Raw genomic sequence first — 26,008 nt, 5'->3', positions numbered from 1 at the left:
GGGCAAGCCGCGGTGCGGGCCCCAAACCCTCGATTGTCGTTCAGGATTGGGTCGGCGGCGGCGCCACCACGCCCATCGAGATGATGTATTTCAGGGCCTCGTCCACCGACATGTGCAGCTCGCGCACGTCGCTGCGCGGCACGATCAGCATGAAGCCCGAGGTCGGGTTGGGCGTGGTCGGCACGTACAGCGTCAGCATGTCCTCGGGCAGCAGGGCGCCGACTTCGCCTGTGGGCTTGCCCGTGACGAAGGCGATCGTCCAGGAACCCTGGCGCGGGTACTCGACCAGCACCGCCTGGCGGAAGGCCTGGCCGCTGCTGGAGAACAGCGTGTCCGACACCTGCTTGACCGAGGTGTAGATGCTCTTGACGATGGGGATGTGGGAGATGAGCCTGTTCGACTGGTTCACCAGCCACTGGCCCGCGATGTTCGTTGCCGCCACGCCCGTGACCCACAGGGCCGTGACCAGGATGAGCACGCTCAAGCCCGGGACGTCACGCAGGCCCAGCAGGGGCTGGTGCAGCTCGGTGGGCAGCACGGCCATCACGGCGTGCAGCAGCCAGGTGAAGACGCCGTCGAGGGCGCCGACGACGTTCATCAGCACCCAGATCGTGATGGCCAGGGGCAGCCAGACGAGCAGGCCGGTAAAGATGTATTTCTTCACGAAGAGGGGCGTGTGAGGGGGCAGAAGGAGGCGGTTGACGCCCGAAAGCGGCGAGGCCCGGCAAGTGCCAGGCCCGTTTCCGCGCGGCGTGCCTCACCGAGGTGGGGCACTGAATGGACTATACGGCAGCCGGCAGGCGACTCAGTGACAGGTGGATGACGCGCCGCCGCCGGAGGATGTGCCCGAGCTGCCGCTGCCACTGCCGCTGTCGGTGGAGGCCGCAGCCGGTGCAGGGGTGGCTGCCTTGGCCGTGTCGGTCGCCGTGGTGCCGGCCGCTGCGGCCTCAGGTGCCGAACCCTCAGGTGCTGCAGCAGGCGCGCTGGCGCCGCCCGAACCACCGCGGAAATCGGTCACGTACCAGCCGGAGCCCTTGAGCTGGAAGCCCGCGGCCGTCACTTGTTTGCTGAAGGCTTCAGCGCCGCAGGCGGGGCAGGTGGTCAAAGGGGCGTCGGACATCTTTTGCAAGGCGTCTTTGGCGTGGCCGCAGGCACTGCAGCGGTAAGCGTAGATGGGCATGGCTCAAAACCTCGAAGAACAGCGCATTTTAGATGGGGACCCGCTGCCCGCGTTCAAGCCATGTGCGCCACGTGGCTGCGGTGGTCGGCCACGAGCTGCGGTGCCAGAGAGCCCAGCAACATCCCGGCCAGCGCCGCCAGCACCCCGGCGAGCTGCCCCGGAAAGGCCTCACCCCAGCCTGGCACCAGCAGGAAGGCCAGCCACACGCCCACGCCCGAGGCGATGGACAGCAGCGCGCCCTGCGTCGTGGCGCGCGACCAGAACAGGCCCAGCGTCAGCGGCACGAAGGCGGCCACCAGGGTGATCTGGTAAGCCGAGGACACCAGGTCGTAGATCGCCGTGCCCTGCATCAGGATGGCATAGGTCAGCACCAGCGCGGTGAACACGAAGATGGTGATGCGCAGCGACAGCAGCACCTGTTGGTCGCTCATGCCCGGCTTGATGTTCTTGAGGATGTTCTCGACGAAGCTGGTGGACGGCGCCAGCAGCGTCGCCGACGAGGTGGACTTGATGGCCGACACCAGGGCGCCGAAGAAGAAGATCTGCGCCACCAGCGGCATCTTGCTGAGGATGAGCGTGGGCAGCACCTTCTGCGGGTCATGGGCCAGCAGCGCCTTGGTCTCATCCGGCATGATGATCAGCGAGGAGGCCACGATGAACATGGGCACGAAGGCAAAGGCCAGGTAGCCGAAGCCGCCGATGATGGCGCCCTTGCGCGCCGTGTCGCTGTCCTTGGCCGACATCACGCGCTGGAACACGTCCTGCTGCGGGATGGAGCCGAACATCATGGTGATGGCCGAGCCGATGAAAAACAACCAGCCGTTGGGGGTGTGCTCGGGCAGGATGCGGAACCAATCGTTGCTGTGTGCCAGCGCCATCACCTTGCTGGCACCGCCGGCTTGCTCGCTGGCCATCACGGCGATCAGGCTCAGGCCCACCACCAGCACGATCATCTGCACGAAGTCCGTCCAGGCCACGGCCAGCATGCCGCCGATCAGCACGTAGATCAGCACCAGCGTCGTGCCGATGGCCATGCCCACCGGGGGTGCGATGGCCCCGCCCGACAGCACCGCAAACACCAGGCCCAAGGCCGTGATCTGGGCGGCCACCCAGCCCAGGTAGCTCAGGATGATGGCGATGGAGCAGAAGATTTCCACGCCCTTGCCGAAGCGGTGACGGTAGAAGTCGCCGATGGTCAGCAGGCTCATCCTGTAAAGCCGCGTGGCGAAGAAGGCGCCGACCAGCACCAGGCACATCGAGGCGCCGAAGGGGTCTTCGATCACGGCGCGCAGGCCGCCATGCTCGGCATCGACGAACTTGGCCGGGATGCCCATGACCGTTTCCGCACCGAACCAGGTCGCAAACGTCGTGGTGATGACCATGGCCAGCGGCAGGCTGCGCCCGGCGACCGCAAAATCGGCCGTGCTTTTGACACGCGTGCCGGCGTAGATGCCGATGCCCATGGTGCCCACCAGGTACAGGATCACAAAAGCGAGCAGCGTCGTGTTCATGGTGCGTGGGCAGGGCGGAGGGGACTTCTCAGGGCGCGCAGTTTAGACCGGGCTCAGGCCGCGGCGCTGGCGTGTGGCGTCACAGCGCCCCCTGCGAGTGCAGGGTCAGCAAGAGGCGGGCCACCAGCAGACCGAGCGCGAAGCCCAGGCCCAGCCACAGCGCCGCAGACAGCGTGCGGTTGGTGCGGCGCTGCTCTTTCAAGATGGCTTGCAGGTCCTGGCGCAAGGCGCGGTCGCCGTGTGCGAGCTGGTGGTGCAGCAGGCGGGGCAGCTCGGGCAGGAGCTTGGCGTAGCGGGGCGCTTCGCGCTTGAGCCGGCCGAGCATGCCGCGCCAGCCGATCTGCTCGTGCATCCAGCGCTCCAGGAAGGGCTTGGCCGTGCTCCAGAGGTCGAGCTCGGGGTCGAGCTGGCGCCCCAGGCCTTCCACATTGAGCAAGGTTTTCTGCAGCAGCACCAGCTGGGGCTGGATCTCGACGTTGAAGCGCCGCGAGATCTGGAACAGGCGCAGCAGCACCTGGCCCAGCGAGATTTCTTTCAGCGGGCGGTCGAAGTAGGGCTCGCACACGGTGCGGATGGCGCCTTCGAGCTCGTCCACGCGGGTGTTGGCCGGGACCCAGCCGCTTTCGATGTGCAGCTCGGCCACGCGCTTGTAGTCGCGGTGAAAGAAGGCGATGAAGTTTTGCGCCAGGTAGTCCTTGTCAACCTCGGTGAGCGTGCCGATGATGCCGAAATCGAGCGCGATGTAGCGCCCGAAGCTCAGTGGGTCCAGGCTGACCTGGATGTTGCCCGGGTGCATGTCGGCGTGGAAAAAGCCGTCGCGGAAGACCTGGGTGAAGAAAATGGTGACACCGTCGCGCGCCAGCTTGCGGATGTCCACGCCGGCATCGCGCAGTCGCTGCAGCTGGCTGATGGGCACGCCCTTCATGCGCTCCATCACCATCACGGTGGGGGTGCAGAAGTCCCAGATCATCTCGGGCACGAGCACCAGGTCCAGGCCGGCCATGTTGCGGCGCAGCTGGGCGGCATTGGCGGCCTCGCGCACGAGGTCCAGCTCGTCGTGCAGGTATTTGTCGAATTCGGCGACCACCTCGCGCGGCTTCAGGCGCTTGCCGTCGGCCCACAGGCGCTCCACCCATCCGGCCAGTGTGCGCATGATGGCCAGGTCGTCGTCGATGACGTCGAGCATGCCCGGGCGCAGCACCTTGACGGCCACCTCGCGGCCATCGTGCAGCACGGCGAAGTGCACCTGGGCGATGGAGGCGCTGGCGATGGGGTCGGCGTCGAACTGTTTGAACACGGCGCTCAGCGGGCGGCCCAGGGCCTTTTCCACCAGCCGGGCGGATTCCGCGCTGGAAAACGGCGGCACGTCGTCCTGCAGGCGGGCGAGCTCGTCGGCCACGTCGGGCGGCAACAGGTCGCGCCGCGTGGACAGCATCTGGCCGAACTTGACGAAGATGGGGCCAAGCTGCTCCAGCGCTTCGCGCAGGCGCTGGCCGCGGCTGCCGTTGAAGCGCCGGCCCAAGGTCAGCACACGGGCCAGTTTCGTCAGGGCGGGGCGGCGCAGGCTGTCCAGCAAGAGGCCGTCCAGGCCGTGGCGCAGGACGATCCCGCCGATGAAGAGGGGGCGCAAGAACGAGCGGAGCACAGCGCGCATGGGGGCTTGTGCCGCTTCAGCGCGGCTTGAAGCGTTGCAGGGCCTGGCGGACCTGTTCGCCCAGTTGGCGCAGCAGCTCGGCCGGGGTGTGGCCCAGCCAGCGGGCGACGTCGTCTTCCACGTCCCAGCGCAGGTTCTTCATCAGCCAGGAAGCCACCTCGGCCAGGGCCGCGTCACCCTCGATCTGGACCTCGGGACGCTGGCCGCGCAAACCCTGGCGCAGCATGGCCAGCGGGTCGTCCAGACGCACGGTCAGGGTCAGGCCGCCGGCCTCGGGTTGGGCTGGGTTGGCGGAGCCTGGCGCTTCCTCGGCGATGTCGAACAGCCCGGCCGGCGTCACGCGCAGGCGCACGGGTGGCGGCGTGAGGCCAGCGGGCAGCAGGCCTGCCAGCATGGGTGGCAGCTGGGCCAGCGGGTTGCCGCTGAAGCGCAGGTCGATGGTGCGGCCAGCGTGAGGGCGCAGGCGCAGGCCAGCCTGGGGCTCGCTGGCGACCACGTGGTTGAGCAGCAGCACAAGGCGGGCCAGCGCAGCCGGGGCCAGCCAGGAAGTCAGGGATGAGGGCATGACGCGATTGTAGGGGCCCCCCGACACCACCCTGGATCCCTGGGGGTGCGCGGGCGATTCCCGGTCAATCTGTCATCTTTTTTGATCCACAATGTTCGTTCGGGACTGTGTCTGGCGGTGTGCCAGGCGCGTGCTGGCCGGCTCATGGCCTCTTTTCGGGAGGGCAAGCCGGCGGCCCAGCATGGTGCGGCGTCGTGCTTTGTTCCTGATTCTGGCAGCGCTCCTGGTATCCATGTTCAACAACCGCAACTACAACCGCACCTTCTTCAACGCCCCGCAGTCGGTCACCTCGTTCGTGGCGGCATTCCTGGAGCCATTCATCACGGTGGCCACGCTGACGGGGTCGATGGCCTATGGCGACGAGCCCATGGGGCGTGCGGCCATGGCTTTGTGCCTGTTGGTGTTCGCCTTGACCTTCCCGGGGCGCAACCGCTTCGAGGTCTCCAAGCTGGAAGCCCTGATCGACATCGTCGGCTCCTGGGTGTCCATGCTGGCCATCCTGTGGCTGTGCGGGTACGCCACCAACAGCCTGCTCTTTTTTGACTTCGACGTGATGCTGACCTGGGCGGCGGTCACGCCCGTGGTGCAGTGGGTGGCCGTGCTGATCGGCAAGGCCGTGCTCAAGCACCAGGCGGCGCAACCGGGCGCCCGCCGCCGCGCCATCGTGGTGGGGGCCGGTCCGCTGGGCGGCAAGGTGGCCCGCGCCCTGCAAAGCAACCGCGACCAGAGCGTCGAGTTCGTCGGCTACTTCGACGATCGCACCGACAGCCGTGTGCTGCCCGAGGCTGTCAGCATGCGCCTAGGGGGCCTGCGCGACGTCGCCAACTATGTCTATGCACACGGCATCCACGAGGTGTACATCACGTTGCCGCTGGGCTCGCAACCGCGCATCGTCGAGCTGCTCGAAGCCGTGCAGGGCACGACCGCTTCGTTGTACTTCGTGCCCGATGTGTTCGGCATCAGCATCATCCAGGGCCGCCTGCAGGACATGAACGGCGTGCCCGTGGTCGGCATCTGCGAAACGCCCTTCACCGGCACCAACGAGCTGGTCAAGCGCGTCTCTGACATCATCCTGGCCAGCATCATCCTGGTGCTGATCCTGCCCTTGCTGGTGGGCGTGGCCATCGGCGTGAAGCTGTCGTCGCCCGGGCCGGTCATCTTCCGCCAGAAGCGCAATGGCCTCGATGGCGAGGAAATCATCGTTTACAAGTTCCGATCGATGCGCACCCAGGACAACGGCGCGGTGGTCAAGCAGGCGACCAAGGGCGACTCGCGCATCACGCCCTTTGGGGCCTTCATCCGCAAGACCTCGCTGGACGAGTTGCCGCAGTTCATCAACGTGCTGCAGGGCCGCATGAGCATCGTCGGGCCGCGCCCGCACGCCGTGGCCCACAACGAGGAATACCGGCGCATCATCAAGTCCTACATGGTGCGCCACAAGGTGCGTCCGGGCATCACGGGCTGGGCCCAGGTCAATGGTTACCGCGGTGAGACGGAAACCATCGAGAAGATGCAGGCGCGGGTGGAGTTCGACCTGGAATACCTGCGCAACTGGTCCCTGGGCCTGGACCTGCAGATCATCATCCGCACCATCCGCTTGATGCTGTTCGACCGCAACGCTTACTGAGCATTCACTGGGCGCTCCTTGGGTGCTTCATGAGCTTGTGTCCTTCCCCCTACAAACAGTCGAGGTGAGAGTGAAGAGCCTGTCCACATCTTCGAACGCCATGGTGCCGCGTGCCGTGGCCAGGGCGGCACTGGCCGCTTGCAGTGTGCTGGTGGCCATGCCTTCGGTGGGGCACGCCGAAGACACCCCGCTGTCCCTGACCCTGTCGCAGAACCTGCGCCGTGACAGCAACCTGCTGCGCTCGACCAACGCCCGCAGCGACACAGTCAGCACCACGGCGGTGCAGGGCAACTTCAACAAGGCCTACGGGCGCCAGGTTTACAGTGCGTCGGCCCGATTCGCGCGCGTGCGCTACGACGAGTTCAACCGGCTGGACAACGATGCCAAGGACCTGAGGTTGGGCGTCACGTCTCAGTTTGCCTCCAACTGGCAGACTTCGCTGAACGCCAACAGCACCACCAGCCTGGTCGCGCCCCAGGACAATCCGCTGAACAACCGCGCTTTGCGCAACATCCGAAACGTCCGCGGGGTGAATGGCTCCATCCAGTACGGCAACGGCGGCACCTGGGCTGTGCAGGGCACGTTCGACAACAACCGGATCAGTTTTTCGGAAGACGTGTTCCAGTTCCAGAACTCACAGCAGAACTCGCAGGGCCTGCGGCTGATCTACAACGCCACCGATCTGTTGAATTTTGGCTTCGGCCCGCGCTGGGTGCGCACCCGCTACCCCAACAACAGCACGATCGGCGAGGCCAAGGACAAGAACCTCGACTTCACCGTGAACTGGCGGGTGACGGGCCTGAGCAGCCTCAATGCCTTGCTGAGCGCTCGCGAGAGCGAGCAGGGCCTCACGGGCAGCCGCCGCATCAACACTGTGACGGGCTCGTTGGGCTGGGGCTACACGCCGCGTGGGCGCATTTCTTACGGCCTGAACCTGACGCGCGCCACCAACGCTGACCGCTTCCAGGACGTGCAGGCACTCTCGCTGTTCGGCAACAGCCTTCGCTCGGTGCAAAACGTGGCGCTGGACACGATCACCACCTCGCTGAACCTGTCGGCGTCGGCCGCCATCACCGGCAAGATTTCGACGGGACTGTCTTACGGCTTCACGCGGTTCGAGCAGAACAGCGCGCGGGACCGTTCGACCACCAACGTTGCGGTGGTGGATCAACTGCTTGGCAACAACGCGTCGTCCTCCAGTTCCAGCAGCAGCTTGCAATCCTTGTCCTGGTCCACGAATTACGCGGCCTACCGCTGGCTGGGTGTGAACTGTGCGCTGCAGTTCTACAAGCAATCTGCCGATGTCAGCCGTCCCCGCTACGACGGCCATTCCGTGGACTGCGGCGCCAACTTCACCATCGACCCCTGACCGTCATTGAGCGGGCAACCGCGGAGTGCTCCATGCCTTGCATTTTGCTGACCGGTGCCACCGGCTACATCGCTTCCCACATGTGGCTCACCGCCCAGGAGGCGGGCTACGACGTGATCGGCGTGGACAGCCTGGTCAACAGCTCGCCCCGCGTGCTGGACCGCCTGACCACCCTCAGCGGCCGTGAGCCGGTGTTCGTGCAGGGCGATGTGCGCGATGCCGCTGTCATGGACCGCTGCTTCGAGCTGGCCCGTGAGCGCTTTGGCGGCGTCCAGGCCATGGTGCACTTCGCGGCGTTGAAGGCCGTGGGTGAGTCGGTCGAGCGTCCGCTGGACTACTTCGACAACAACCTCGGTGGCCTGCTGTCGGTCTGCCAGGCCATGCAGCGCCATGGCGTCTTCAACCTGGTGTTCAGCTCGTCGGCCACGGTCTATGGCCAGCCCGAGCGCCTGCCCATCACCGAAGACTCGCCCCTGAGCGCCACCAACCCCTACGGTCAGACCAAGCTGATCGGCGAGGAACTGCTGCGCGGGCTGGAGCGCTGCGACGCGCGCTGGAAGATCGCTTATCTGCGCTACTTCAACCCGGTCGGTGCCCACCTCAGCGGCCTGATCGGCGAAGATCCGCGCGGCATTCCCAACAACCTGATGCCTTATGTGGCCCAGGTGGCCGTGGGCAAGCGCCCGCACCTCAATGTGTTCGGCAACGATTACGACACGCCCGACGGCACCGGCGTGCGCGACTACATCCACGTGCTGGACCTGGCAGAAGGCCATGTGGCCGCCTTGCGCTACCTTGCTGACATGAACGCGTCGCTGACGGTCAACCTCGGCACGGGCCAGGGCTACAGCGTGCTGGAGCTGGCCCAGGCCTATGGCGATGCCGCTGACCGCGAGATCCCGGTCGTGTTCGCGCCGCGCCGTCCTGGCGACGTGGCCGCTTGTTATGCCGATCCGGCGCTGGCCGAGTCGCTGATGGGCTGGAAGGCGCGCCGTGGTTTGAAAGAGATGTGCGTGGACTCCTGGCGTTGGCAGTCCACCAACCCCCAAGGTTTCGAAGGTTGATGACCATGACCCATTCCGCTCTGTCTGTCTTGCCCGTGATCATGGCCGGTGGCTCCGGCACGCGCCTGTGGCCGCTGTCGCGCGCGCTCTACCCCAAGCAGTTCCTCATCCTGCAGGGCAACCAGAGCTTGTTCCAGCAAGCCCACCTGCGCTTGCAGGATTTGGCGTGCGATGGCATCGCCGTGGCCAAGCCCTGCGTGGTTGGCAACGAAGAGCACCGCTTCCTGGTGCTGGACCAACTGCGCGAACTGAAGGGCGAACCTTCCTCTCTGCTGCTGGAGCCGGCAGGCCGCAACACCGCGCCGGCCGTGACCCTGGCCGCGCTGCAGGCCACGGCCGATGGCAGCGACCCCATCCTCGTGGTGACGCCGGCCGACCAGACCGTGACCGACGCGGCGGCCTACACCGACGCGCTGCGCAAGGCTGTGTGCGCTGCGGCGTCGGGCGACATCGTCATCCTGGGCATCACGCCGGACCGCCCGGAAACCGGTTTTGGCTACATCCGCACCGCGGCGGCCGACGCCGAGGGCGTGCGCAACGTCGCGGCCTTCGTCGAGAAGCCCAACCTCGAAACGGCGCAGGGTTATGTGGCCGATGGCGGCTATTTCTGGAACAGCGGCATGTTCGTCATGCGCGCCTCGCGCTGGTTGGCCGCGCTGGCGTATTTCCGCCAGGACATCGCCGACACGACCCGGGCTTCCTTCGAGGTGCGCACCACCGATGCGCAGTTCGTGCGTCCGGGCAAGGAGGCTTTCCAGGCCGTGCCGTCCGAGTCGGTGGACTACGCCGTCATGGAGCAGTGCCCAGCCCAGCCCGGCTGCGGCTTCCACGTGCGCATGGTGCCGCTGGACGCGGGTTGGTCTGACCTCGGCGCCTGGGATGCCGTCTGGCAGGTCAGCGCGCAGGATGCCGACGGCAACGTTCGCCAAGGCGACGCCATGATCGAAGACAGCCACAACACCCTGGTGCACGCCACCAGCCGCCTGGTCGCGGCCGTGGGCCTGGACAACGTGGTCGTGGTGGAGACGCCCGACGCCGTGCTGGTGGCCGATCGCAGCCGCAGCCAGGACGTCAAGAAGATCGTCAACAAGCTGGCCAGCGCGTCGCGCTCCGAAGGCACGCTGCACCGCCGTGTGCACCGCCCCTGGGGCTGGTACGACTCGATCGACATGGGCCCACGCTTCCAGGTCAAGCGCATCATGGTCAAGCCCAAGGCGTCCTTGAGCCTGCAGATGCACCACCACCGCGCCGAGCACTGGATCGTGGTGAGTGGCACGGCCGAGGTCACCGTGGGCGACAAGGTCGTGCTGCTGTCGGAGAACCAGTCCACCTACATCCCGCTGGGCACGGTGCACCGCCTGATCAACCCGGGTGCGATCCCGCTGGAGATCATCGAGGTGCAGTCGGGGAGTTACCTGGGCGAAGACGACATCGTGCGCTTCCAGGACAACTACGGCCGATCTGCGTGAAGTCTCGGCCTGAAGGCCTGAGGGTGCGGCCTGACCGGCTTCAGCGCAGGCAGTGCAGCAAGTCCAGGGGCTGAGCGGCGATGACGTCGGCGCCCCAGGAGGCGATGTCGCCGTTGTGGCCGATGTAGCCCCAGCCGGCAGCGGCGCTCGGCATCTTCGCGGCCTGTGCGGCCTGGATGTCGCGCAGGTCATCGCCCACGTAGAGCACCGTGGCCGGGTCCACGCCCAGTTCCTCGCAAGCCGTCAGCAAGGGCAGGGGGTGGGGCTTGGCGTGGGCGGTGGAGTCGCCGCTGATGTTCGCGCCGGAGCGCGCCTCCAGGCCCAGGCCGCGCAGGACCGGCAGGGTGAAGCGGTGCGGTTTGTTGGTGACGATGCCCCACTTCAGGCCCTGCGCTTCGAGCGTGTCGAGCAACTCGGCCACGCCATCGAACAACACGGTGGTTTCTGACAGGCACTGGTCGTACGCGGCCAGGAAGGCGGTGCGCAGCGACTCGAACTCGGCATCGCCGGGGTGGACGTCCAGGCCCAGGCCGATGAGGCCGCGCGCGCCCGCCGAGGCATAGGGGCGCAGCATGTCCAGCGGCAGGGGGGCCAGGCCGCGGTCGGTGCGCAGGCGGTTGAGCGCGCCGCCCAGGTCACCGGCGGTGTCGGCCAAGGTGCCGTCCAAGTCGAACAGCACGGCAGTGGCGGGTTTCGGCCAGTCGATGCGGCCCGTGAGGCCTGCGATGTTGCCGGGGCCGGCCAAGGGCGCGCCCGTCATCACGACACCAGCGGCTTGCGGCACGCGATCATGTAGTTCACGCTGGTGTCGCCCGAGAGCCAATAGCGCCGTGTCAGCGGGTTGTATTCCAGGCCCTTGAACTGCTGCAGGTCCAGGCCGGCTTCGCGCGCCCAGCGGGCCAGCTCGGCCGGGCGGATGAAGCGCGAGAACTCGTGCGTGCCTTTGGGCAGCAGCTTGAGGATGTACTCGGCGCCGACGATGGCAAACAGGTAGGACTTGGGGTTGCGGTTGAGCGTGGAGAAGAACACCCAGCCGCCCGGCTTGGCCATGGCCGTGCAGGCGCGCACGATGGAGGAGGGGTCGGGCACGTGCTCCAGCATTTCCATGCAGGTGACGACGTCGAAGCCGCCGGCTTGCTCGGCAGCGAGGTCTTCGGCCGAGACGCTGCGGTAGTCGAGGTTGGCGACGCCGCCTTCCATGGCGTGCAGTTGCGCGACTTTCAAGGGCTTGTCGGCCAGGTCCACGCCCAACACGGTGGCGCCACGGCGGGCCATGGATTCGGCCAGGATGCCGCCACCGCAGCCCACGTCCACCACCTGCTTGCCACGGATGGCGGCGAACTGGTCGATCCAGTCCAGGCGCAGGGGGTTGATCTGGTGCAGGGGGCGGAATTCGCTCTCCGGGTCCCACCACTTGTGGGCCAGCTCGGAGAATTTGGCGAGTTCTTGGGGGTCGGCGTTGGTCATGACCGAGATGCTAACCAATGCCGTGGGCTTTGCGACGGCGTCACCCCCGGGTCGCAGGCGATTTCTTGCGCCGGGCGGCGTGCGCGGCCGGCGTTGTGCGTGCCGAGTGGGTCAAGGGTCAGGGCTCGGCGCCGCTGCCCATGTCCTTGAGGCGGCGGTAGAGGGTGTTGCGGCTGATGCCCAGGCGACGGGCGGCTTCCGACATGTTGCCGCCGGTGTCGGCCACCACTTGGCGGATGGCCTGGCCTGACAAGCGCCGCAGGTTGGCTTCGGGGATGCGGGCGTCGGCGTCGGTGTTGGCGTCAGATGGGGCCGATGCCTTGGCGGTTGGGTGCGCAGGCTCGCGCAGCGCGTCGGCCACGTCTTCCGGCAGGTGGCGCCAGTCGAGGCTGTGGGCATCGGCTTCGAGCAGGGCGCAGGCGGTGCGCAGCACGCCGTGGAGTTGCCGCAGGTTGCCGGGCCAGCGGTGGGCCGCCAGGGCCTGGCGCAGGCCGGGGTGCAGTTCGGGGGCGCGGGGCAGGCCCATGTCGTGGGCGATGCGGGTGAGCATCTGGTGCACCACGGCGTGGAAGTCCTGACGCTCGCGCAGGGGCGGCAGGGTGACGGTCAGGCCGTTGAGGCGCCAGTAGAGGTCTTCGCGGAACTGGCCGGCCGCGATGGCGTCCTTGAGCTGGTGGTGGGTGGCGCTGACGAGCTGGAAGTCCACCGGCACGGGCTTGCTGCCGCCCACGGGCACCACGGCGCGGTCCTGCAGCACGCGCAGCAGGCGGGCCTGCAGGCTCAGCGGCATGTCGCCGATTTCATCGAGGAAGAGGGTGCCGCCATCGGCGTCGCGGATGCGACCTGGCGAGCCTTCCCGGCGCGCACCGGTGAAGGCGCCGCCAACGTAGCCGAACAGCTCGGCTTCGATCAGGCCTTCGGGCAGGGCGGCGCAGTTCACGGCCACGAAGGGCCGGTGCGCGCGGGGGCCTTCGTCGTGCAGGCTGCGTGCGAGCACTTCCTTGCCGGAACCGGATTCGCCTTGCACCAGCACCGCGATGCCTTGCAGTTGCACGCGGCGGGCGCGCGACAGGGCTTCCTGCACGCGCGGGTCCAGCGCGGGGCCGGCGTGGGCGGGCGCAGGGGCTTCGGCCTGGCGGGCGTCGGGGGATGCCGTTGGAGCTGCCGAGGATGAGGGTGAGATGGGCGCGCTGGCTGGCGTGCCTGTGTGCGTGCCGAAGCCACCGACAGAGACCGCGTGGCGCACGTCCAGCCGGGCGTAAAGCGAGGGGCGGTCCGCCCGCGCCAGGCGCATCACCTTGCCGGGCGGCCACAGGGCCAGGCGGGCGCCGGTGAGTTGCTCCAGCGTGCACGCGCCGATGCCGGCCGATTCCAGCTGCAGCCATTGTTGCGCGAGGGTGTTGGCGCCGACCACCCAGCCATCCTCCGACAGGGCCAGCAGGCCCTCGCCCACGCCGCCCAGGCCCTCGACCAGGGTGTGCAGGCGCACGATGCGTTCGTGGGTGTGGCGTGCGTGGAAGAGCCGGTCCTCGATCATGCGGGCGGCCGAGCGCACCAGCGCGAAGGTGTGCGGGTGGCGGCTGCGGTGGTCGCCGGAGATGTCCAGCACGCCGCGCAACTGGCCGGCCGGGCCGAACACGGGCGCGGCCGAGCAGGTCAGGAAGCTGTTGCGCTCCAGGTAGTGCTCGGCGCCGTGGATGACGGTGGCGCGGCGTTCGGCCAGGGCCGTGCCGATGGCGTTGGTGCCGCGGTCGGCCTCGTGCCACAGCGCACCGGGTCGCAGCGAGACGAGCTCGGCGCGGCTGAGGAAATCGGCATCGCCCAGGCTGTGCAGCAGCAGGCCGCGGGCATCGGACAGCACGACGAGGCTGCCGGAGTCGCGCATCTGCCCAAAAACGAAATCCATGACCGGGCGGGCCTGGGCCAGGAAATCGTGTTCGGCCGACAGGGCCTGGCGCAGCTCGCCATCGGCGCACAGCGGCGGCTCGGTGAGGCCGTCAACCGGGCTGAGGCCGGCGTGGCGGCTGCGCTCCCAGGAGCGGCTGAGCGACTCGTCAACCAGGCCGCTGGGCACCTCGCCGCCTTCGATCAGCCAGCGGCGTGCCAGCCCGAGATCGACCGGGGAGGCTGTGGGGGTGGCGCTCAGGGACATGGCGTTGGGGGGGAGGGCTGCGGGGTGGGATGCCTTGGCTGCAGGGGCGATGCCAGGGCTGGCGCAGTATCCCGCCGCCCGCCAGCTGCCACACGCGGGTACACCCTGTGTCATTTTGGCGCAGTGTGCCGGGGCGCGGGTGTGTGCCATGTCACAGGGTGACACCCACCGTGCCATTTGTCGCGCGTTGTGTTTCCCTGCATGCCGACGCACCCGCCGCGGTGCGAACCTCGGGCCAACCCTGACTGGCACGCGCCCTGCGCTGTCATGGAGGCGGTGGGCCACAAGCCCAAGACAGGCTGCCTCCACCAGCCCTGTCACCGCACCTATTTCAAGCGACCGACGCACCCACCGACCGACACAGGAGACACGCCATGATCTATGCCGCACCCGGCGCCGCAGGAGCCCCCGTTACCTTCAAGCCGAAGTACGACAACTTCATCAACGGCCAGTTCGTGGCGCCGGTGGAGGGTCAGTATTTCGATGTGATCTCACCGATCAACGGCAAGGTCTTCACGCAAGCGGCACGTTCTGGCGCGGCCGACATCGAACGCGCGCTGGACGCGGCCCACGCCGCCAAGGACAAGTGGGCGGCCACCTCGGCCGGCGAGCGCGCCAACATCCTGCTGAAGATCGCCGACCGCATCGAGCAGAACCTGGAAAAGCTGGCCTACGCCGAAACCGTGGACAACGGCAAGGCCATCCGCGAAACGCTGAACGCCGACATCCCGTTGACGGTGGACCACTTCCGCTACTTCGCCGGTTGCCTGCGTGCGCAAGAGGGCTCGCTGTCGGAAATCGACGGCAACACCATCGCGTACCACTTCCACGAGCCCCTGGGCGTGGTCGGCCAGATCATCCCCTGGAACTTCCCCATCCTGATGGCGGCCTGGAAGCTGGCGCCTGCCTTGGGCGCTGGCAACTGCGTGGTGCTCAAGCCCGCTGAATCGACCCCCATCAGCATCCTGGTGCTGGCCGAGCTGATCGCCGACCTGCTGCCCCCGGGTGTGCTCAACATCGTCAACGGTTACGGGCGTGAAGCTGGCATGCCGCTGGCGCAGAGCAGGCGCATCGCCAAGATCGCCTTCACGGGCTCCACCGCCACCGGCCGTGTCATCGCGCAAGCCGCCGCGACCAACCTGATCCCCGCCACGCTGGAGCTGGGTGGCAAGAGCCCCAACATCTTCTTCGCCGATGTGATGGACGCCGACGACGCCTTCCTCGACAAGGCCATCGAAGGCATGGTGCTGTTCGCCTTCAACCAGGGCGAGGTGTGCACCTGCCCATCGCGCGCGCTGATCCAGGAATCCATCTACGACAAGTTCATGGAGCGCGTGCTCAAGCGCGTGGCCGCGATCAAGCAGGGCGATCCGCTGGACACCGACTCGATGATGGGCGCGCAAGCCTCGGCCCTGCAGATGGACAAGATCATGTCCTACATGGCCGTGGGCAAGGAAGAGGGCGCGCAGGTGCTGATCGGTGGCGAGGCCGCCAAGCTCGGCGGTGACCTGGCCGGTGGCTACTACGTGCAGCCCACGCTGTTCAAGGGCCACAACAAGATGCGCGTCTTCCAGGAAGAAATCTTCGGGCCGGTGCTGGCCGTGACCACTTTCAAGGACGAGGCCGAGGCCCTGCAGATCGCCAACGACACGGTGTATGGCCTGGGCGCTGGCGTGTGGACGCGCAACGGCAACCGCGCCTACCAGTTCGGCCGCCACATCCAGGCCGGTCGCGTGTGGACCAACTGCTACCACGCCTACCCGGCGCACGCGGCCTTCGGTGGCTACAAGGAATCGGGCATCGGCCGCGAGACCCACAAGGTCATGCTGGACCACTACCAGCAGACGAAGAACCTGCTGGTCAGCTACGACCCCAACAAGCTGGGCTTCTTCTGAACACCGAACCGCGCCAGGCCATGGCCACCGTCGTGCGCGTCACCGCCACGCCCGAGGCCTTGGCCGTCATCGAGCGGCTGCAGGCCGCGCACGGCAGCTTGATGTTCTACCAGTCGAGCGGCTGCTGCGATGGCAGCTCACCGATGTGCCTGGTCGAAGGCGAGATGCTGCTGAGCCCGACGGACATCCGGCTGGGCGAGATCGGTGGCGTGGGCTTCCACATGAGCCCCTCGCAGTTCGCCTACTGGCAGCACGCGCAGCTGACTGTGGACGTGGTGAAGGGCCATGGCGATTCCTTCTCACTGGAGAGCTCGCTGGGTCTGTGTTTCGTGACGCGATCGCGCCTGTTCACCGACGAGGAGACGGCGGCGCTGGCCCACCAGGCTGTGCCACAGTTCGGGCTTCACGCATCGACCTGATGCATTGGAGCTCCGAACATGTCTTTGCTGGTCCACGGCATCCCCAACTGCAACACCGTCAAGAAAGCCCGCACCTGGCTCGATGAGCAGGGTGCTGCTTTCGCCTTCCACGATTACAAGAAGCAGGGCGTGCCTGCCGACCGGCTGGACGCCTGGATCGCCCAGGTCGGCTGGGAAGTGCTGGTCAACCGCCAGGGCACGACCTGGCGCCAGCTCGACGAGACCGTCAAGGCAGGCGTGGTCGATGCGGCCAGCGCCAAGGCCCTGATGCTGCAGCACGCCAGCGTCATCAAGCGCCCGGTCATCGAGCTGGACGGCGAGGTGCTGAGCGTGGGCTTCGACGAGGCCAAGGCGGCGAAGGTCGCGGCCCGTTTGAAGGCCTGAGCCTGTCGCTGCCAGGCTTCAGACCCCGGCCAGGCGCAGGCGCGTGGCGTGCGTCAGGTAGAACTGGGCCGGGTCGGGCGCGCCCTTGCCGATCAGGCCGAAGATGTGGTTCATCTCGTCGATGTGGTTCCAGGGGTAGTCGTCGCGGATGACCTTGCCCAGGTGGGCAGCGCACGCGATGATGGCGCCGTCGCCGGGCTCCGCGGTTTGCTGCATGGCCAGGTCGGAGATGTCCCAGGCGTTGGTTTTCACGCCCTGGCCGGTGGCCGAGTAGTAGCGGATGCCTGCCACCACGGGCGCGCCTTCGCCGCAGTACGTGGCGGGCAGGCCGGCCGGGAAGCGCTTGGCGAAGTCGTCCAGCTCCGCCTTCAGCGTCAGCGCGGAGGCGTCTTGCGGCAGCGAGCCGTTGCCCGAAATCCAGGCCACGAAGCTGCCAGCGAACTCGATCATCGAGGCGTAGTTGGTGATCAGCTTGTTGATGTTGCTCTCGGCGGCTTGCGCATCGGTGACGATGGTCGGGCCGGCGATCGAGGTCACGCTGGCCACCATCTGCGGTGCCACCCCGGCCACGTAGCGGATGGTCGGGCCGCCCTGGCTGTGCCCGATCAGGTTGAACTTGGTCACGCCGTCCTTGGCGGACCACTGCTTCATCTGTTGCAGCAATTGCTCGCCACGCAGCGAGCTGCTGTTGACCTCCGAGACGGCTGCCACATAGACCTTGGCGCCGTTCTTGCGCAGCAGCGCGGGCACTTGGTAGAAGTAATCGACCCCGAAGATGTCCTTGAAGCCCATGAAACCGTGCACCAGCACGATGGGGTGGCGCGTGGCCGCTTCGGTGGACGCGGTGGCGGCGTGGGCGTGCGAGCCCATCACGGCGACGAGGGCGCTGGTGGCAGCCAGCAGGATCTTGCGGAGCAGGCGCATGGAGCTCTCCTGAGTTGGAATGTTATGAACCATAACAACTCGGGGGCGTGTTTTCAATCCGTGCCTGGCCCGGTCAGGGGCACACCGCGGGTCAATCCCCGCCAGCGCGCTGCAGCGCTCAGGCCGCCAGCAACTGGCGCAGCACGAAGGGCAGGATGCCGCCGTGCTGGTAGTAGCTCACCTCGATCGGGGTGTCGATGCGCAGCTTGACCACCACCGTCTCGGTTTGACCATCGGCGCGGGTGATCCGCAGCTTCACGTCGGCCTGGGGCTTGATCTCGGCGCCCAGGTCGATGGCGATCTGCTCATCGCCCTTCAGGCCCAGCGACTGCCACGAATCGTTGCCCTTGAACTGCAGCGGCAGCACGCCCATGCCGACCAGGTTGGAGCGGTGGATGCGCTCGAAGCTGCGGGCGATGACGGCTTTGATGCCCAGCAGTTGGGTGCCCTTGGCCGCCCAGTCGCGGCTGGAGCCGGTGCCGTACTCCTCGCCACCGAAGATGACGGTGGGCGTGCCTTCGGCGATGTACCTCATGGCCGCGTCGTAGATGTACTGCTTCTCGCCTTGCGCAGCGCCCGGGTTCTGGAACAGCGTCCAGCCGCCTTCTTCGCGGCTGCCGTCGGCCAGCGCGGGCAGCATCAGGTTCTTGATGCGCACGTTGGCAAAGGTCCCGCGCATCATCACTTCGTGGTTGCCGCGGCGTGAACCGTAGCTGTTGAAGTCGGCCTTCTTCACGCCCAGCGAGACCAGGTATTGGCCGGCGGGCGAGGCTTCCTTGATGGCGCCGGCCGGCGAGATGTGGTCGGTGGTGATGGAGTCGCCGAACAGCGCCATGATGCGCGCCTGCTGGCCGCTCAGGCCCACGCCCAGGCCCGCATCCTTCGGCGTGGGCTCGAAGCCGTCAAAGAACGGCGGGCGGGCGATGTAGCTGCTCTTCGGCCAGTCATACACCTGGCCGCTCACGCCCTGGGTCTTCTCCCAGAGCTTGCCCGGCTTGCTGGCCACCTGCTCGTAGTTCTTGCGGAAGGCCTTGCCGTTCATGGCGTGCTTCATCAGCTTGGCGATTTCTTCGCTGCTCGGCCAGATGTCGCCCAGATAGACAGGCTTGCCGCCCTTGCCCAGGCCGACCGGCTCGGTCATGAGGTCGCGCGTGACGTTGCCAGCGATGGCATAGGCCACCACCAGTGGGGGGCTGGCCAGGAAGTTGGCCTTGAGGTTGGGGTGGATGCGCGCTTCGAAGTTGCGGTTGCCGGAGAGCACGGCGGCGCAGACCAGGTCGTTGTCGGTGATGGTCTGGTTGATCTCGGGCGTCAGGTCGCCGGCATTGCCGATGCAGGTGGTGCAGCCATAGGCCGCCACGTTGAAGCCCAGTTTTTCCAGGTAGGGCAGCAGGCCGGCCTTGTCCAGGTACTCGGTGACCATGCGCGAGCCGGGGGCCAGAGAGGTCTTGATGTGCGGCTGCACCTTCAGGCCCGCTTTGACGGCCTTCTTGGCCAGCAGGCCCGCGGCCAGCAACACGCCGGGATTGGAGGTGTTGGTGCAGGAGGTGATGGCCGCGATCAGCACATCGCCGTTGTGCAGGTCCACGCCGTTGGACGTGGGGTAGGTCTGGCCAAGCTTCTCGGCGGGCTGGTTGAAGCCGTTCTCGGACGTGGGCTTGGCGAACAGCTCGGTGAAGGTGCTGCTGAGCTGGCCGATCTCGATGCGGTCTTGCGGGCGCTTGGGGCCGGCCAGCGAGGGGGCCACGGTGCCCAGGTCCAGCGTGACGACGCTGGAGTAGTCGATGTCACCGCGCTTGGGCGTGCCGAACAGCTTCTGGGCCTTGAAGTAGGCCTCGAACGCTTCGATCTCGGACTTCTTGCGGCCGGTGCCTTCGAAGTAGTCGAGGGTGCGCTCGTCCACCGGGAAGAAGCCCATGGTCGCGCCGTACTCGGGCGCCATGTTGGCTATTGTTGCGCGGTCGGGCAGCGTCAGCGCGGCGGTGCCTTCGCCGAAGAATTCGACGAACTTGCCCACGACCTTTTCCTTGCGCAGGCGCTCGGTGATGGTCAGCACCAGGTCGGTGGCGGTGACGCCTTCGCGCAGCTTGCCGGTCAGCTCGAAGCCGACCACATCGGGCGTCAGGAAATAGACGGGCTGGCCCAGCATGCCGGCTTCGGCCTCGATGCCGCCCACGCCCCAGCCGACCACGCCGATGCCGTTGATCATGGTGGTGTGGCTGTCGGTGCCGACCAGGGTGTCGGGGTAGGCGATGGTGTCACCGTTGGCATCCTTCGCTTTGTGGATGCCGCGCGCCAGGTACTCCAGGTTGACCTGGTGGACGATGCCGAAGCCCGGGGGCACGACGCCGAAGGTGTCGAAGGCCTGCATGCCCCACTTCATGAACTCGTAGCGCTCGGCGTTGCGCTGGAACTCCAGCTTCATGTTCAGGTCGAGCGCCTTCTTGTCGCCATAGTGGTCGATCATCACGGAGTGATCGACAACCAGGTCCACGGGCACCAGGGGCTCGATGCGCTTGGCGTCCTTGCCCAGCGACTGCGCCACGTTGCGCATGGCGGCCAGGTCGGCCAGCAGGGGCACGCCGGTGAAGTCCTGCAGCACCACGCGCGAGACCACGAAGGGGATCTCGTCCGTGCGCTCGGCAGTGGGCTTCCAGTTGGCCAACTGGGCCACGTGCTCAGGCGTGACCTTCTGGCCGTCACAATTGCGCAGGACCGACTCCAGCACGATGCGGATGGACACCGGCAGGCGCTTGACCGCCGGGTGCACCTTCGCCAGCGCGGGCAGGGAGTAGAACTTCAGGGACTTGCCAGAGGCGGTCTCGAAAGATTGGACGGTCTTGGCAAAAGGGTGGGCCATGCTGGAACTCCGTGGGTGTCTGCGTGGTTGCCATTCTGGCAGCAAGCGGGCAGCGTGCGCCAGCGGAGACAATATCGCCTCGGCCGGCGAGGTGTCGCTTGTGCCACCGTCTTGCCTGTGCCTTGCCCGTGAGCCCCTCCCAGATGCCGCATGCCACTTCCGCCACCTCTGCCGCCCGCCCCCTGCGTTCGCCACGCCGCCGCGCCGGTGGCGCCGCCGATTGGTTCCTCATCGCCATGGTGGCCGCGGTGGCGCTGGCCAGCGTGCAGCCCGATTGGGGGCGCAGCGAGGGCGTGTTGCACCTCGGTCGCGTGACCGACATTGGCGTCTTCCTGCTGTTTTTCCTGCACGGCATGGGCCTGTCCACCGACAGCCTCAAGAAAGGCGCGGCGCAGTGGCGCTTGCACCTGCTGGTGCAGCTGTGCACCTACGTGCTGTTCCCGCTGTGGTGGGCGCTGTGGGCCGGGGTGCTGGGCAAGAACGTGCCGCACGACCTGCTGATGGGCTTTTTCTACCTGGCGGTGCTGCCGTCCACGGTCTCGTCCTCGGTGGCCATGACGGCGCTGGCGCGCGGGCACGTGGCCGCGGCGGTGGTCAACGCGACCTTGTCCACGCTGCTGGGTGTGTTCATCACGCCCTTGCTGGTCAGCCTGGTGATCGGTGCCGAGTTGCAGGCGGCAGGCCAGGCGCTGGACGTGGGCCAGACCATGCTCAAGGTCGCACAGATGCTGCTGCTGCCTTTCGTGGTCGGGCACTTGCTGCGGCCCTGGTTGTCGGCCTGGTTCGCACGCATCAAGCCCATCACCACGGTGTTCGACCGCGGCGTGATCGTGCTGCTGGTGTGGTCGGCCTTCAGCGATTCGGTGGCCGATGGGCTGTGGACGCGCCACGGGCCGCTGCTGCTGGCCGAAGCCATGGCCGGTGCGGCGCTGTTCCTGTTCCCTATGCTGTGGGTGACGAAGCGCATGGCCCGCGCGATGGGCCTGTCGGTGGAAGACGAGATCGTCGCGGTGTTCTGCGGCTCCAAGAAGACGCTGGTGTCGGGCATGCCCATGGCCCAGCTGCTGTTCGGGGGCAGTGCGGCCATGGGCGTGCTGATCTTGCCGATCATGCTTTATCACCAGCTGCAACTGTTCGTGTGCGCGGTCATGGCGCGCCGCTATGCGGCCCGCGACGGCGGTGCGCCTGCGCGCAAGGTGGTGTGAGCCTTGCCTGCCGAGCGCATCGCCTACCACCCGCCGCCAGACACCGGGCTGGAGGTGGTGCACGCCGACGATGCCCTGGTGGTGCTCCACAAGCCGGCCGGGCTGCTGTCGGTGCCGGGGCGGGGCGACGACCGCCAGGACTGCCTGGCCCTGCGCGTGCAGCAGCGCTTTGCCGATGCGCTCATTGTTCACCGCCTGGACATGGCCACCTCCGGTCTGCTGGTGATGGGCCGGGGCGCGGCCATGCAGCGCGCCCTCAGCCTGGCTTTCGAGCAGCGCCTGGCGCACAAGCGCTACGAGGCCATCGTGCATGGCGTGGTGGCCGACGACGCTGGCGAGATCAACCTGCCGCTCATCACCGACTGGCCTTACCGGCCTCGGCAGACGGTGTGTTTCGAGCGTGGCAAGCCTTCGCTGACGCGCTTCACCGTCGTCTCACGAGATGTGACCACGCAGCGCACGCGGGTGTCGCTGGAGCCGGTCACGGGGCGCTCTCACCAGCTGCGCGTGCACCTGCTGGCGCTGGGTCACCCCATCGTGGGCGACGAGCTCTACGCGGCGGCGCAGATGGCGCACGGCACCGATGCGCCTGCTCGCATGCTCTTGCACGCAGCCGAGCTGGGCCTGCCGCACCCCTTGAGCGGAGAACCCATGCGCTGGTGCAGCGATGTGCCGTTCTGAGCAGCCCCTCGGCGCCTGTCAGTGGGGCGCACCTCGTGCCGCTGCCTGGCGACCCGCCTTCACCCAGCGCTCGATGACGCTGAACATCTGCTGCACGTCCAGCGGTTTGGGCACGTGGTCGTTCATGCCGGCCAAGAGGGCTTGCTCGCGGTCCGTGACCAGGGCGCTGGCCGTCATGGCGATGATGGGCAGGTGCTGCCAGCGCGCGTCGCGGCGGATGTGAGCGGTGGCGGTGTAGCCGTCCATGCGCGGCATCTGGCAGTCCATCAGCACGCAGTCGAAGGGGGTGGTGGTGGTGGCCAGCGTGTCGAGCGCGGCCTGGCCATCGCCTGCCAGGGTGACCGTGGCGCCGGCGCGCTCCAGCAGTTCGAGTGCCAGCTCCTGGTTGAGCGGCTGGTCTTCCACCAACAGGATGCGGGTGCCCGCCAAGGGCGTCGGGCGGGCCGGCGGCATGGGGCGTGCGGATGTGCTGGTCGCTGGACCGATGGCACCCAGGGAGGAGGGCGCGGTGGGCGGGGCGATGCCGGCATCGGGTTCGGCGAGCGTCACCACCGCGCTGCGGCTGAGGGCGTCGAACAGCGTCGAGGGGCTCACGGGCTTGGTCAGGATGCCCGCCAGCGCCACATCGCTCGCGGCCGCCATGGCCTCTTGCTGGTTGAACGCCGTCACCAACAGGATGCAGGGTTGCTGTTCGCTGGGGCGCGCCAGGATCTGCCGCGCCAGCTTGACGCCATCCACACCGGGCATGAGCCAGTCCAGCAAGAGCCAGTCGTAGGGCGCAGCGGTCGCATCGAGCAGGCGCAGCGCTTCGTTGGCATCGGCGGCGACATCGGCGTGCAGGCCCAGGCCGGTGGCCATGGCCGCCAGCACCTCGCGGGCATCGCTGTGGTCGTCAACGATGAGCAAGCGCTTGCCACGCCAGTCCTCGCGCCTTGGCGCCATCGGGCGTGGCTGGGCGGGCAGTTGCAGGCGGGCCGTGAAGTGGAAGGTGGCCCCGTGGCCGGGCTCGCTCTCCACCCACATGCGCCCGCCCATGTGCTCCACGAGTTGCCGCGAGATGGTCAGGCCCAGGCCCGTGCCACCGTGGCGCCGTGTGGTCGAGGCGTCGAGTTGCGTGAACGGCCGGAACAGCCTTTCGATGTCGTCCTTGGCCAGGCCAGGGCCGCTGTCTCTCACCCAGCCGTGCAGCACCACGTCCTGGCCGCTTTGTGATTGCATCTCCAGCCCGAGGGTCACGCTGCCGGACTCGCTGAATTTCACGGCGTTGGAGCCCAGGTTGACGAACACCTGGCGCAGCCGGGTCGGATCGCCCTGCAGGTGGCTGGGCAGGTCGGGCGGTGCGCTGAACAAGAGCTCCAGGCCCTTGCGGTCGGCAGGCAAACCCAGCACGTCGTTGACCTGGTCGAGCACCTGCTGCAGTGCGAAATCCACGCTTTCCAGCACCAGGTGGCCAGCTTCGATCTTGGACAGGTCCAGCACGTCGTTGAGGATCTGCAGCAGGCTGCTGGCCGCCTGGTGGGCTTTGGCCACATAGCCGCGAACCTTCTCCGGCGGGTGTTCCTCCAGCGCCAGGTGGGTCATGCCGATGATGGCGTTCATGGGCGTGCGGATTTCGTGGCTCATGTTGGCCAGGAAGGCCGATTTGGCCCGCGTGTTGGCCTCGGCGGCTTCGGTGGCTGCTTGCAAGGCCGCGGCGGTTTGCCGGCGCTGCGTGACGTCCTCGATCATGAAGAAGTACAGGTCCGGGTCTTCCTCGGCCAGGCTGATGAGGCGCACCTCGACATCGAAGGGCTCCAGCGCCCCGGTGCCGAGGACGCGGGTGTGGCGCCAATCGAAACGCATCGCGTTGCGGCCCTCGCGGCAGCGGTCCATCATCGTCTGCACCTGGGCTTCCACGGCGGCTTTGCCCTCGGGGTGCGGGTCGCTCAGCGGCGGCTGCCAGGGCTTGAGGCCAAGGATGCCTCGCCCGCCCTGGTCGCCAAACAGCGCCACGGCCGCCGGGTTGGCCCGCACGATGCCCTTGTGCCGGTGCACGAACAGGAAGGGCGTCGGGGCGTGCTCGAAGGCGAGGTCGAAGCGGCTTTCGGCGCGCTTGCGGGCGGTCACGTCAAGCCAGTAGCCGTCATGGACGGCGTCGCCGTCGGCCGTTTGCGCGACCGCGCTGTTCACGCTCAGCCAGCGCGACTGGCCACCGTGGCGCCATTCGAATTCGACGGCGTGCGGCGGCGGGCCCGACGCATCCGGGCTGGCCAGGCGCCACAGGTCCTGCGCGTTCGCTTGCAGCGCGGGCCAGGCATCGCCAAAAATGCGTTCGACGCCAGGCCCCACGTGGCTGAAATGGCCGCTGCCATCGGGGCTGACGCGCCAGCGGAACAGGCCCAGGGGCAGCGCGCGGGTCATCTCCAGGGCTTCGTGGCGGGCATGCTCGACCGCGTGCCTGCGTTCGTTGCGGCGCCACCAGGCCCACAGCACCGCCCAGCCCAGGCCGGTCATGGCCAGGGCTGCGATGACGCCGGAGGCGATCATGTCGGCTTCCTGGGTCAACGGGGTCCAGACCCAGAGGCGATAGGGGTAGCCCTCCAGCGCCAGGCTTTGCGCCAGGTGGCGCTTGCCGTCGATGACCGTGCCAGGCCAGGCGTCACCCACCAAGCCCACCGAGATCTTTTGCCAGGGCAGGGGTTGCGGCGTCTGCAGGTACACCGCCAGGATTTCCGATGCGGTGAGGTTCGAGGGACGGGCATCGGGCACGGATTGCAGCAGGTCGGACGGGCGGTTGCCTGCCACGACCACGCCGTTGCGGTCCACGATGCTGATCACCCGCCCCACCGTGTCCTGGAACAGGCGCTGCATCGCCGTTGGGTCGGTCTTGAGGATGAGCACGCCCAGCGGGTGCCCGTTGTCGCTGATGCGGGCCGAGAAGTTGAAGCCCGGCTTCTGGCTGATCCGCCCCATCACGAACTGGAAGCCCAGCCCTTCGGACATGGCTTGCTGGAAATACTCACGTTGCGCGAAATTGGCACCCAGCGTCGAGGCCTCGGGGCTGAGGTCGCTGTCGGCCACGGACGTGCCTTCGGTGTTCTGGATGTAGGCCTGGCGGAGGTGGAACCAGTGCGCCAGTTCTTCCAGTCGCGTGCTCATGCGCTGCACGGTGTCGCGCGACAGCAGCTCGGATTGCAGTCGCAGGCGCTGCTGTGCCTGGGTGCCCGCAATGGCAGGCACGGACGTGTGCAGCAGGAACTGCGCCATGTCCGGCTGGGCCGCCAGGGCATGTGACAAACCGGCGATGGTGTGGAAGTGGGCCTCGACGTTGTCGCGCAGGATCTCCAGGCGTTGCTGCCCGCGCGCGTGGGCGTCCCGGTAGAAGTTGTTGAGCCGCACGCAGGTGAAGGCCGCTGTCGCAGTGACGGCCACCATCGCCCAGATCAAGGCCGCGCGCAAGGCACGTTTGCGCAGCCCATTCAGGTCGGTGGGCACTGCCAGCACATCGTCACTCATGCGGTCTTCTCCATGCAGGTGTCGGTATCGTCGCACAGACATGCTGCGCTGCAGCGGTGTTGACCCCAGGGCAGACCCGGGAGTGCA

At 67.4% G+C, this 26,008-nt stretch carries 20 protein-coding genes; 9 read left to right on the top strand and 11 right to left on the bottom strand.

Annotated elements, in window-relative coordinates; all coding sequences use genetic code 11:
* Positions 1-40: 40 nt before the first annotated feature.
* The 5 genes from EV672_RS01525 to EV672_RS01505 all read right to left on the bottom strand — a co-directional run bounded on the left by EV672_RS01525 (position 41) and on the right by EV672_RS01505 (position 4,910).
* Positions 41-664: a DUF502 domain-containing protein gene (locus tag EV672_RS01525; RefSeq protein ID WP_133605810.1), complete on the bottom strand. Its 624-nt coding sequence runs from the start codon at positions 662-664 to the stop codon at positions 41-43.
* Positions 665-805: 141 nt separating this feature from the next.
* Positions 806-1,180 (bottom strand): FmdB family zinc ribbon protein, encoded by a 375-nt coding sequence (locus EV672_RS01520; RefSeq protein ID WP_133605809.1) that lies wholly within the window; start codon positions 1,178-1,180, stop codon positions 806-808.
* Positions 1,181-1,233: 53 nt separating this feature from the next.
* Positions 1,234-2,691 carry a high affinity choline transporter 1 gene (locus tag EV672_RS01515; protein WP_133605808.1) on the bottom strand — a complete coding sequence of 486 codons (1,458 nt, stop codon included), beginning with the start codon at positions 2,689-2,691 and terminating at the stop codon, positions 1,234-1,236.
* A gap of 79 nt (positions 2,692-2,770) precedes the next feature.
* On the bottom strand, positions 2,771-4,345 hold the full coding sequence (ubiB, locus tag EV672_RS01510; RefSeq protein ID WP_133605807.1) for a ubiquinone biosynthesis regulatory protein kinase UbiB: 1,575 nt from the start codon (positions 4,343-4,345) through the stop codon (positions 2,771-2,773).
* A gap of 16 nt (positions 4,346-4,361) precedes the next feature.
* Positions 4,362-4,910 (bottom strand): hypothetical protein, encoded by a 549-nt coding sequence (locus tag EV672_RS01505; protein ID WP_133605806.1) that lies wholly within the window; start codon positions 4,908-4,910, stop codon positions 4,362-4,364.
* 232 nt (positions 4,911-5,142) lie between these two features.
* Here EV672_RS01505 and EV672_RS01500 point away from each other — a divergent pair, with 232 nt between their 5' ends.
* The 4 genes from EV672_RS01500 to EV672_RS01485 all read left to right on the top strand — a co-directional run bounded on the left by EV672_RS01500 (position 5,143) and on the right by EV672_RS01485 (position 10,439).
* Positions 5,143-6,537: an undecaprenyl-phosphate glucose phosphotransferase gene (locus tag EV672_RS01500; RefSeq protein ID WP_133605805.1), complete on the top strand. Its 1,395-nt coding sequence runs from the start codon at positions 5,143-5,145 to the stop codon at positions 6,535-6,537.
* A gap of 70 nt (positions 6,538-6,607) precedes the next feature.
* Positions 6,608-7,906 (top strand): porin family protein, encoded by a 1,299-nt coding sequence (locus EV672_RS01495; RefSeq protein WP_133605804.1) that lies wholly within the window; start codon positions 6,608-6,610, stop codon positions 7,904-7,906.
* A 32-nt stretch (positions 7,907-7,938) separates the two neighbouring features.
* Positions 7,939-8,970, top strand: a complete 1,032-nt coding sequence (gene galE, locus EV672_RS01490) for a UDP-glucose 4-epimerase GalE (RefSeq protein WP_133605803.1) — start codon at positions 7,939-7,941, stop codon at positions 8,968-8,970.
* A 5-nt stretch (positions 8,971-8,975) separates the two neighbouring features.
* On the top strand, positions 8,976-10,439 hold the full coding sequence (locus tag EV672_RS01485) for a mannose-1-phosphate guanylyltransferase/mannose-6-phosphate isomerase (protein ID WP_243738456.1): 1,464 nt from the start codon (positions 8,976-8,978) through the stop codon (positions 10,437-10,439).
* A 40-nt stretch (positions 10,440-10,479) separates the two neighbouring features.
* Here EV672_RS01485 and gph read toward each other — a convergent pair whose 3' ends face one another.
* The 3 genes from gph to EV672_RS01470 all read right to left on the bottom strand — a co-directional run bounded on the left by gph (position 10,480) and on the right by EV672_RS01470 (position 14,058).
* A complete protein-coding gene (gene gph, locus EV672_RS01480) occupies positions 10,480-11,223 on the bottom strand; it encodes a phosphoglycolate phosphatase (protein ID WP_243738455.1) in 744 nt (247 codons plus the stop codon).
* Entirely contained in the window at positions 11,199-11,906 is a 708-nt protein-coding gene (gene ubiG, locus EV672_RS01475) for a bifunctional 2-polyprenyl-6-hydroxyphenol methylase/3-demethylubiquinol 3-O-methyltransferase UbiG (RefSeq protein ID WP_133605802.1), read from the bottom strand. Before ubiG ends, gph begins: the two co-directional genes overlap by 25 nt.
* A gap of 118 nt (positions 11,907-12,024) precedes the next feature.
* Positions 12,025-14,058 carry a sigma-54-dependent Fis family transcriptional regulator gene (locus tag EV672_RS01470; protein ID WP_133605801.1) on the bottom strand — a complete coding sequence of 678 codons (2,034 nt, stop codon included), beginning with the start codon at positions 14,056-14,058 and terminating at the stop codon, positions 12,025-12,027.
* Between the two features lie 374 nt (positions 14,059-14,432).
* Between EV672_RS01470 and exaC the strand changes: the two genes are divergently transcribed.
* From exaC to EV672_RS01455, 3 genes are read left to right on the top strand one after another with little or no spacing between them, the layout of a single operon-like run.
* Complete coding sequence (gene exaC, locus EV672_RS01465; RefSeq protein ID WP_133605800.1) at positions 14,433-15,953, top strand: acetaldehyde dehydrogenase ExaC; 1,521 nt, start codon at positions 14,433-14,435, stop codon at positions 15,951-15,953.
* 20 nt (positions 15,954-15,973) lie between these two features.
* A complete protein-coding gene (locus EV672_RS01460) occupies positions 15,974-16,372 on the top strand; it encodes a DUF779 domain-containing protein (protein WP_133605799.1) in 399 nt (132 codons plus the stop codon).
* Positions 16,373-16,390: 18 nt separating this feature from the next.
* Complete coding sequence (locus EV672_RS01455) at positions 16,391-16,756, top strand: ArsC family reductase (protein ID WP_133605798.1); 366 nt, start codon at positions 16,391-16,393, stop codon at positions 16,754-16,756.
* Positions 16,757-16,774: 18 nt separating this feature from the next.
* Here EV672_RS01455 and EV672_RS01450 read toward each other — a convergent pair whose 3' ends face one another.
* Entirely contained in the window at positions 16,775-17,680 is a 906-nt protein-coding gene (locus EV672_RS01450) for an esterase/lipase family protein (RefSeq protein ID WP_166643407.1), read from the bottom strand.
* Positions 17,681-17,798: 118 nt separating this feature from the next.
* Positions 17,799-20,540, bottom strand: a complete 2,742-nt coding sequence (gene acnA, locus EV672_RS01445; protein ID WP_133605796.1) for an aconitate hydratase AcnA — start codon at positions 20,538-20,540, stop codon at positions 17,799-17,801.
* Between the two features lie 128 nt (positions 20,541-20,668).
* Here acnA and EV672_RS01440 point away from each other — a divergent pair, with 128 nt between their 5' ends.
* Positions 20,669-21,745 (top strand): bile acid:sodium symporter family protein, encoded by a 1,077-nt coding sequence (locus EV672_RS01440; RefSeq protein WP_279536163.1) that lies wholly within the window; start codon positions 20,669-20,671, stop codon positions 21,743-21,745.
* A gap of 3 nt (positions 21,746-21,748) precedes the next feature.
* Positions 21,749-22,426 (top strand): RluA family pseudouridine synthase, encoded by a 678-nt coding sequence (locus tag EV672_RS01435; protein ID WP_243738454.1) that lies wholly within the window; start codon positions 21,749-21,751, stop codon positions 22,424-22,426.
* An 18-nt stretch (positions 22,427-22,444) separates the two neighbouring features.
* Here the strand turns inward: EV672_RS01435 and EV672_RS01430 are convergent, their stop codons facing one another.
* The gene (locus EV672_RS01430) at positions 22,445-25,921 is read right to left on the bottom strand and encodes a PAS domain-containing hybrid sensor histidine kinase/response regulator family protein (RefSeq protein ID WP_166643406.1); all 3,477 of its coding nucleotides are present in this window, start codon (positions 25,919-25,921) and stop codon (positions 22,445-22,447) included.
* Positions 25,922-26,008: the final 87 nt, after the last annotated feature.

Source organism: Aquabacterium commune (assembly GCF_004362855.1).
Lineage (GTDB): Bacteria > Pseudomonadota > Gammaproteobacteria > Burkholderiales > Burkholderiaceae_C > Aquabacterium > Aquabacterium commune.
This window is presented reverse-complemented; position numbering and strand designations above follow the sequence as displayed.

Coding starts and splice junctions, on each gene's coding strand:
- EV672_RS01520 (WP_133605809.1), bottom strand. CDS start 1,180: ATGCCCATCTACGCTTACCGCTGCAGTGCCTGCGGCCACGCCAAAGAC.
- EV672_RS01430 (WP_166643406.1), bottom strand. CDS start 25,921: ATGAGTGACGATGTGCTGGCAGTGCCCACCGACCTGAATGGGCTGCGC.
- EV672_RS01460 (WP_133605799.1), top strand. CDS start 15,974: ATGGCCACCGTCGTGCGCGTCACCGCCACGCCCGAGGCCTTGGCCGTC.
- EV672_RS01505 (WP_133605806.1), bottom strand. CDS start 4,910: ATGCCCTCATCCCTGACTTCCTGGCTGGCCCCGGCTGCGCTGGCCCGC.
- exaC (WP_133605800.1), top strand. CDS start 14,433: ATGATCTATGCCGCACCCGGCGCCGCAGGAGCCCCCGTTACCTTCAAG.
- EV672_RS01455 (WP_133605798.1), top strand. CDS start 16,391: ATGTCTTTGCTGGTCCACGGCATCCCCAACTGCAACACCGTCAAGAAA.
- acnA (WP_133605796.1), bottom strand. CDS start 20,540: ATGGCCCACCCTTTTGCCAAGACCGTCCAATCTTTCGAGACCGCCTCT.
- ubiG (WP_133605802.1), bottom strand. CDS start 11,906: ATGACCAACGCCGACCCCCAAGAACTCGCCAAATTCTCCGAGCTGGCC.
- ubiB (WP_133605807.1), bottom strand. CDS start 4,345: ATGCGCGCTGTGCTCCGCTCGTTCTTGCGCCCCCTCTTCATCGGCGGG.
- EV672_RS01500 (WP_133605805.1), top strand. CDS start 5,143: ATGTTCAACAACCGCAACTACAACCGCACCTTCTTCAACGCCCCGCAG.
- EV672_RS01485 (WP_243738456.1), top strand. CDS start 8,976: ATGACCCATTCCGCTCTGTCTGTCTTGCCCGTGATCATGGCCGGTGGC.
- EV672_RS01450 (WP_166643407.1), bottom strand. CDS start 17,680: ATGCGCCTGCTCCGCAAGATCCTGCTGGCTGCCACCAGCGCCCTCGTC.
- EV672_RS01515 (WP_133605808.1), bottom strand. CDS start 2,691: ATGAACACGACGCTGCTCGCTTTTGTGATCCTGTACCTGGTGGGCACC.
- galE (WP_133605803.1), top strand. CDS start 7,939: ATGCCTTGCATTTTGCTGACCGGTGCCACCGGCTACATCGCTTCCCAC.
- EV672_RS01470 (WP_133605801.1), bottom strand. CDS start 14,058: ATGTCCCTGAGCGCCACCCCCACAGCCTCCCCGGTCGATCTCGGGCTG.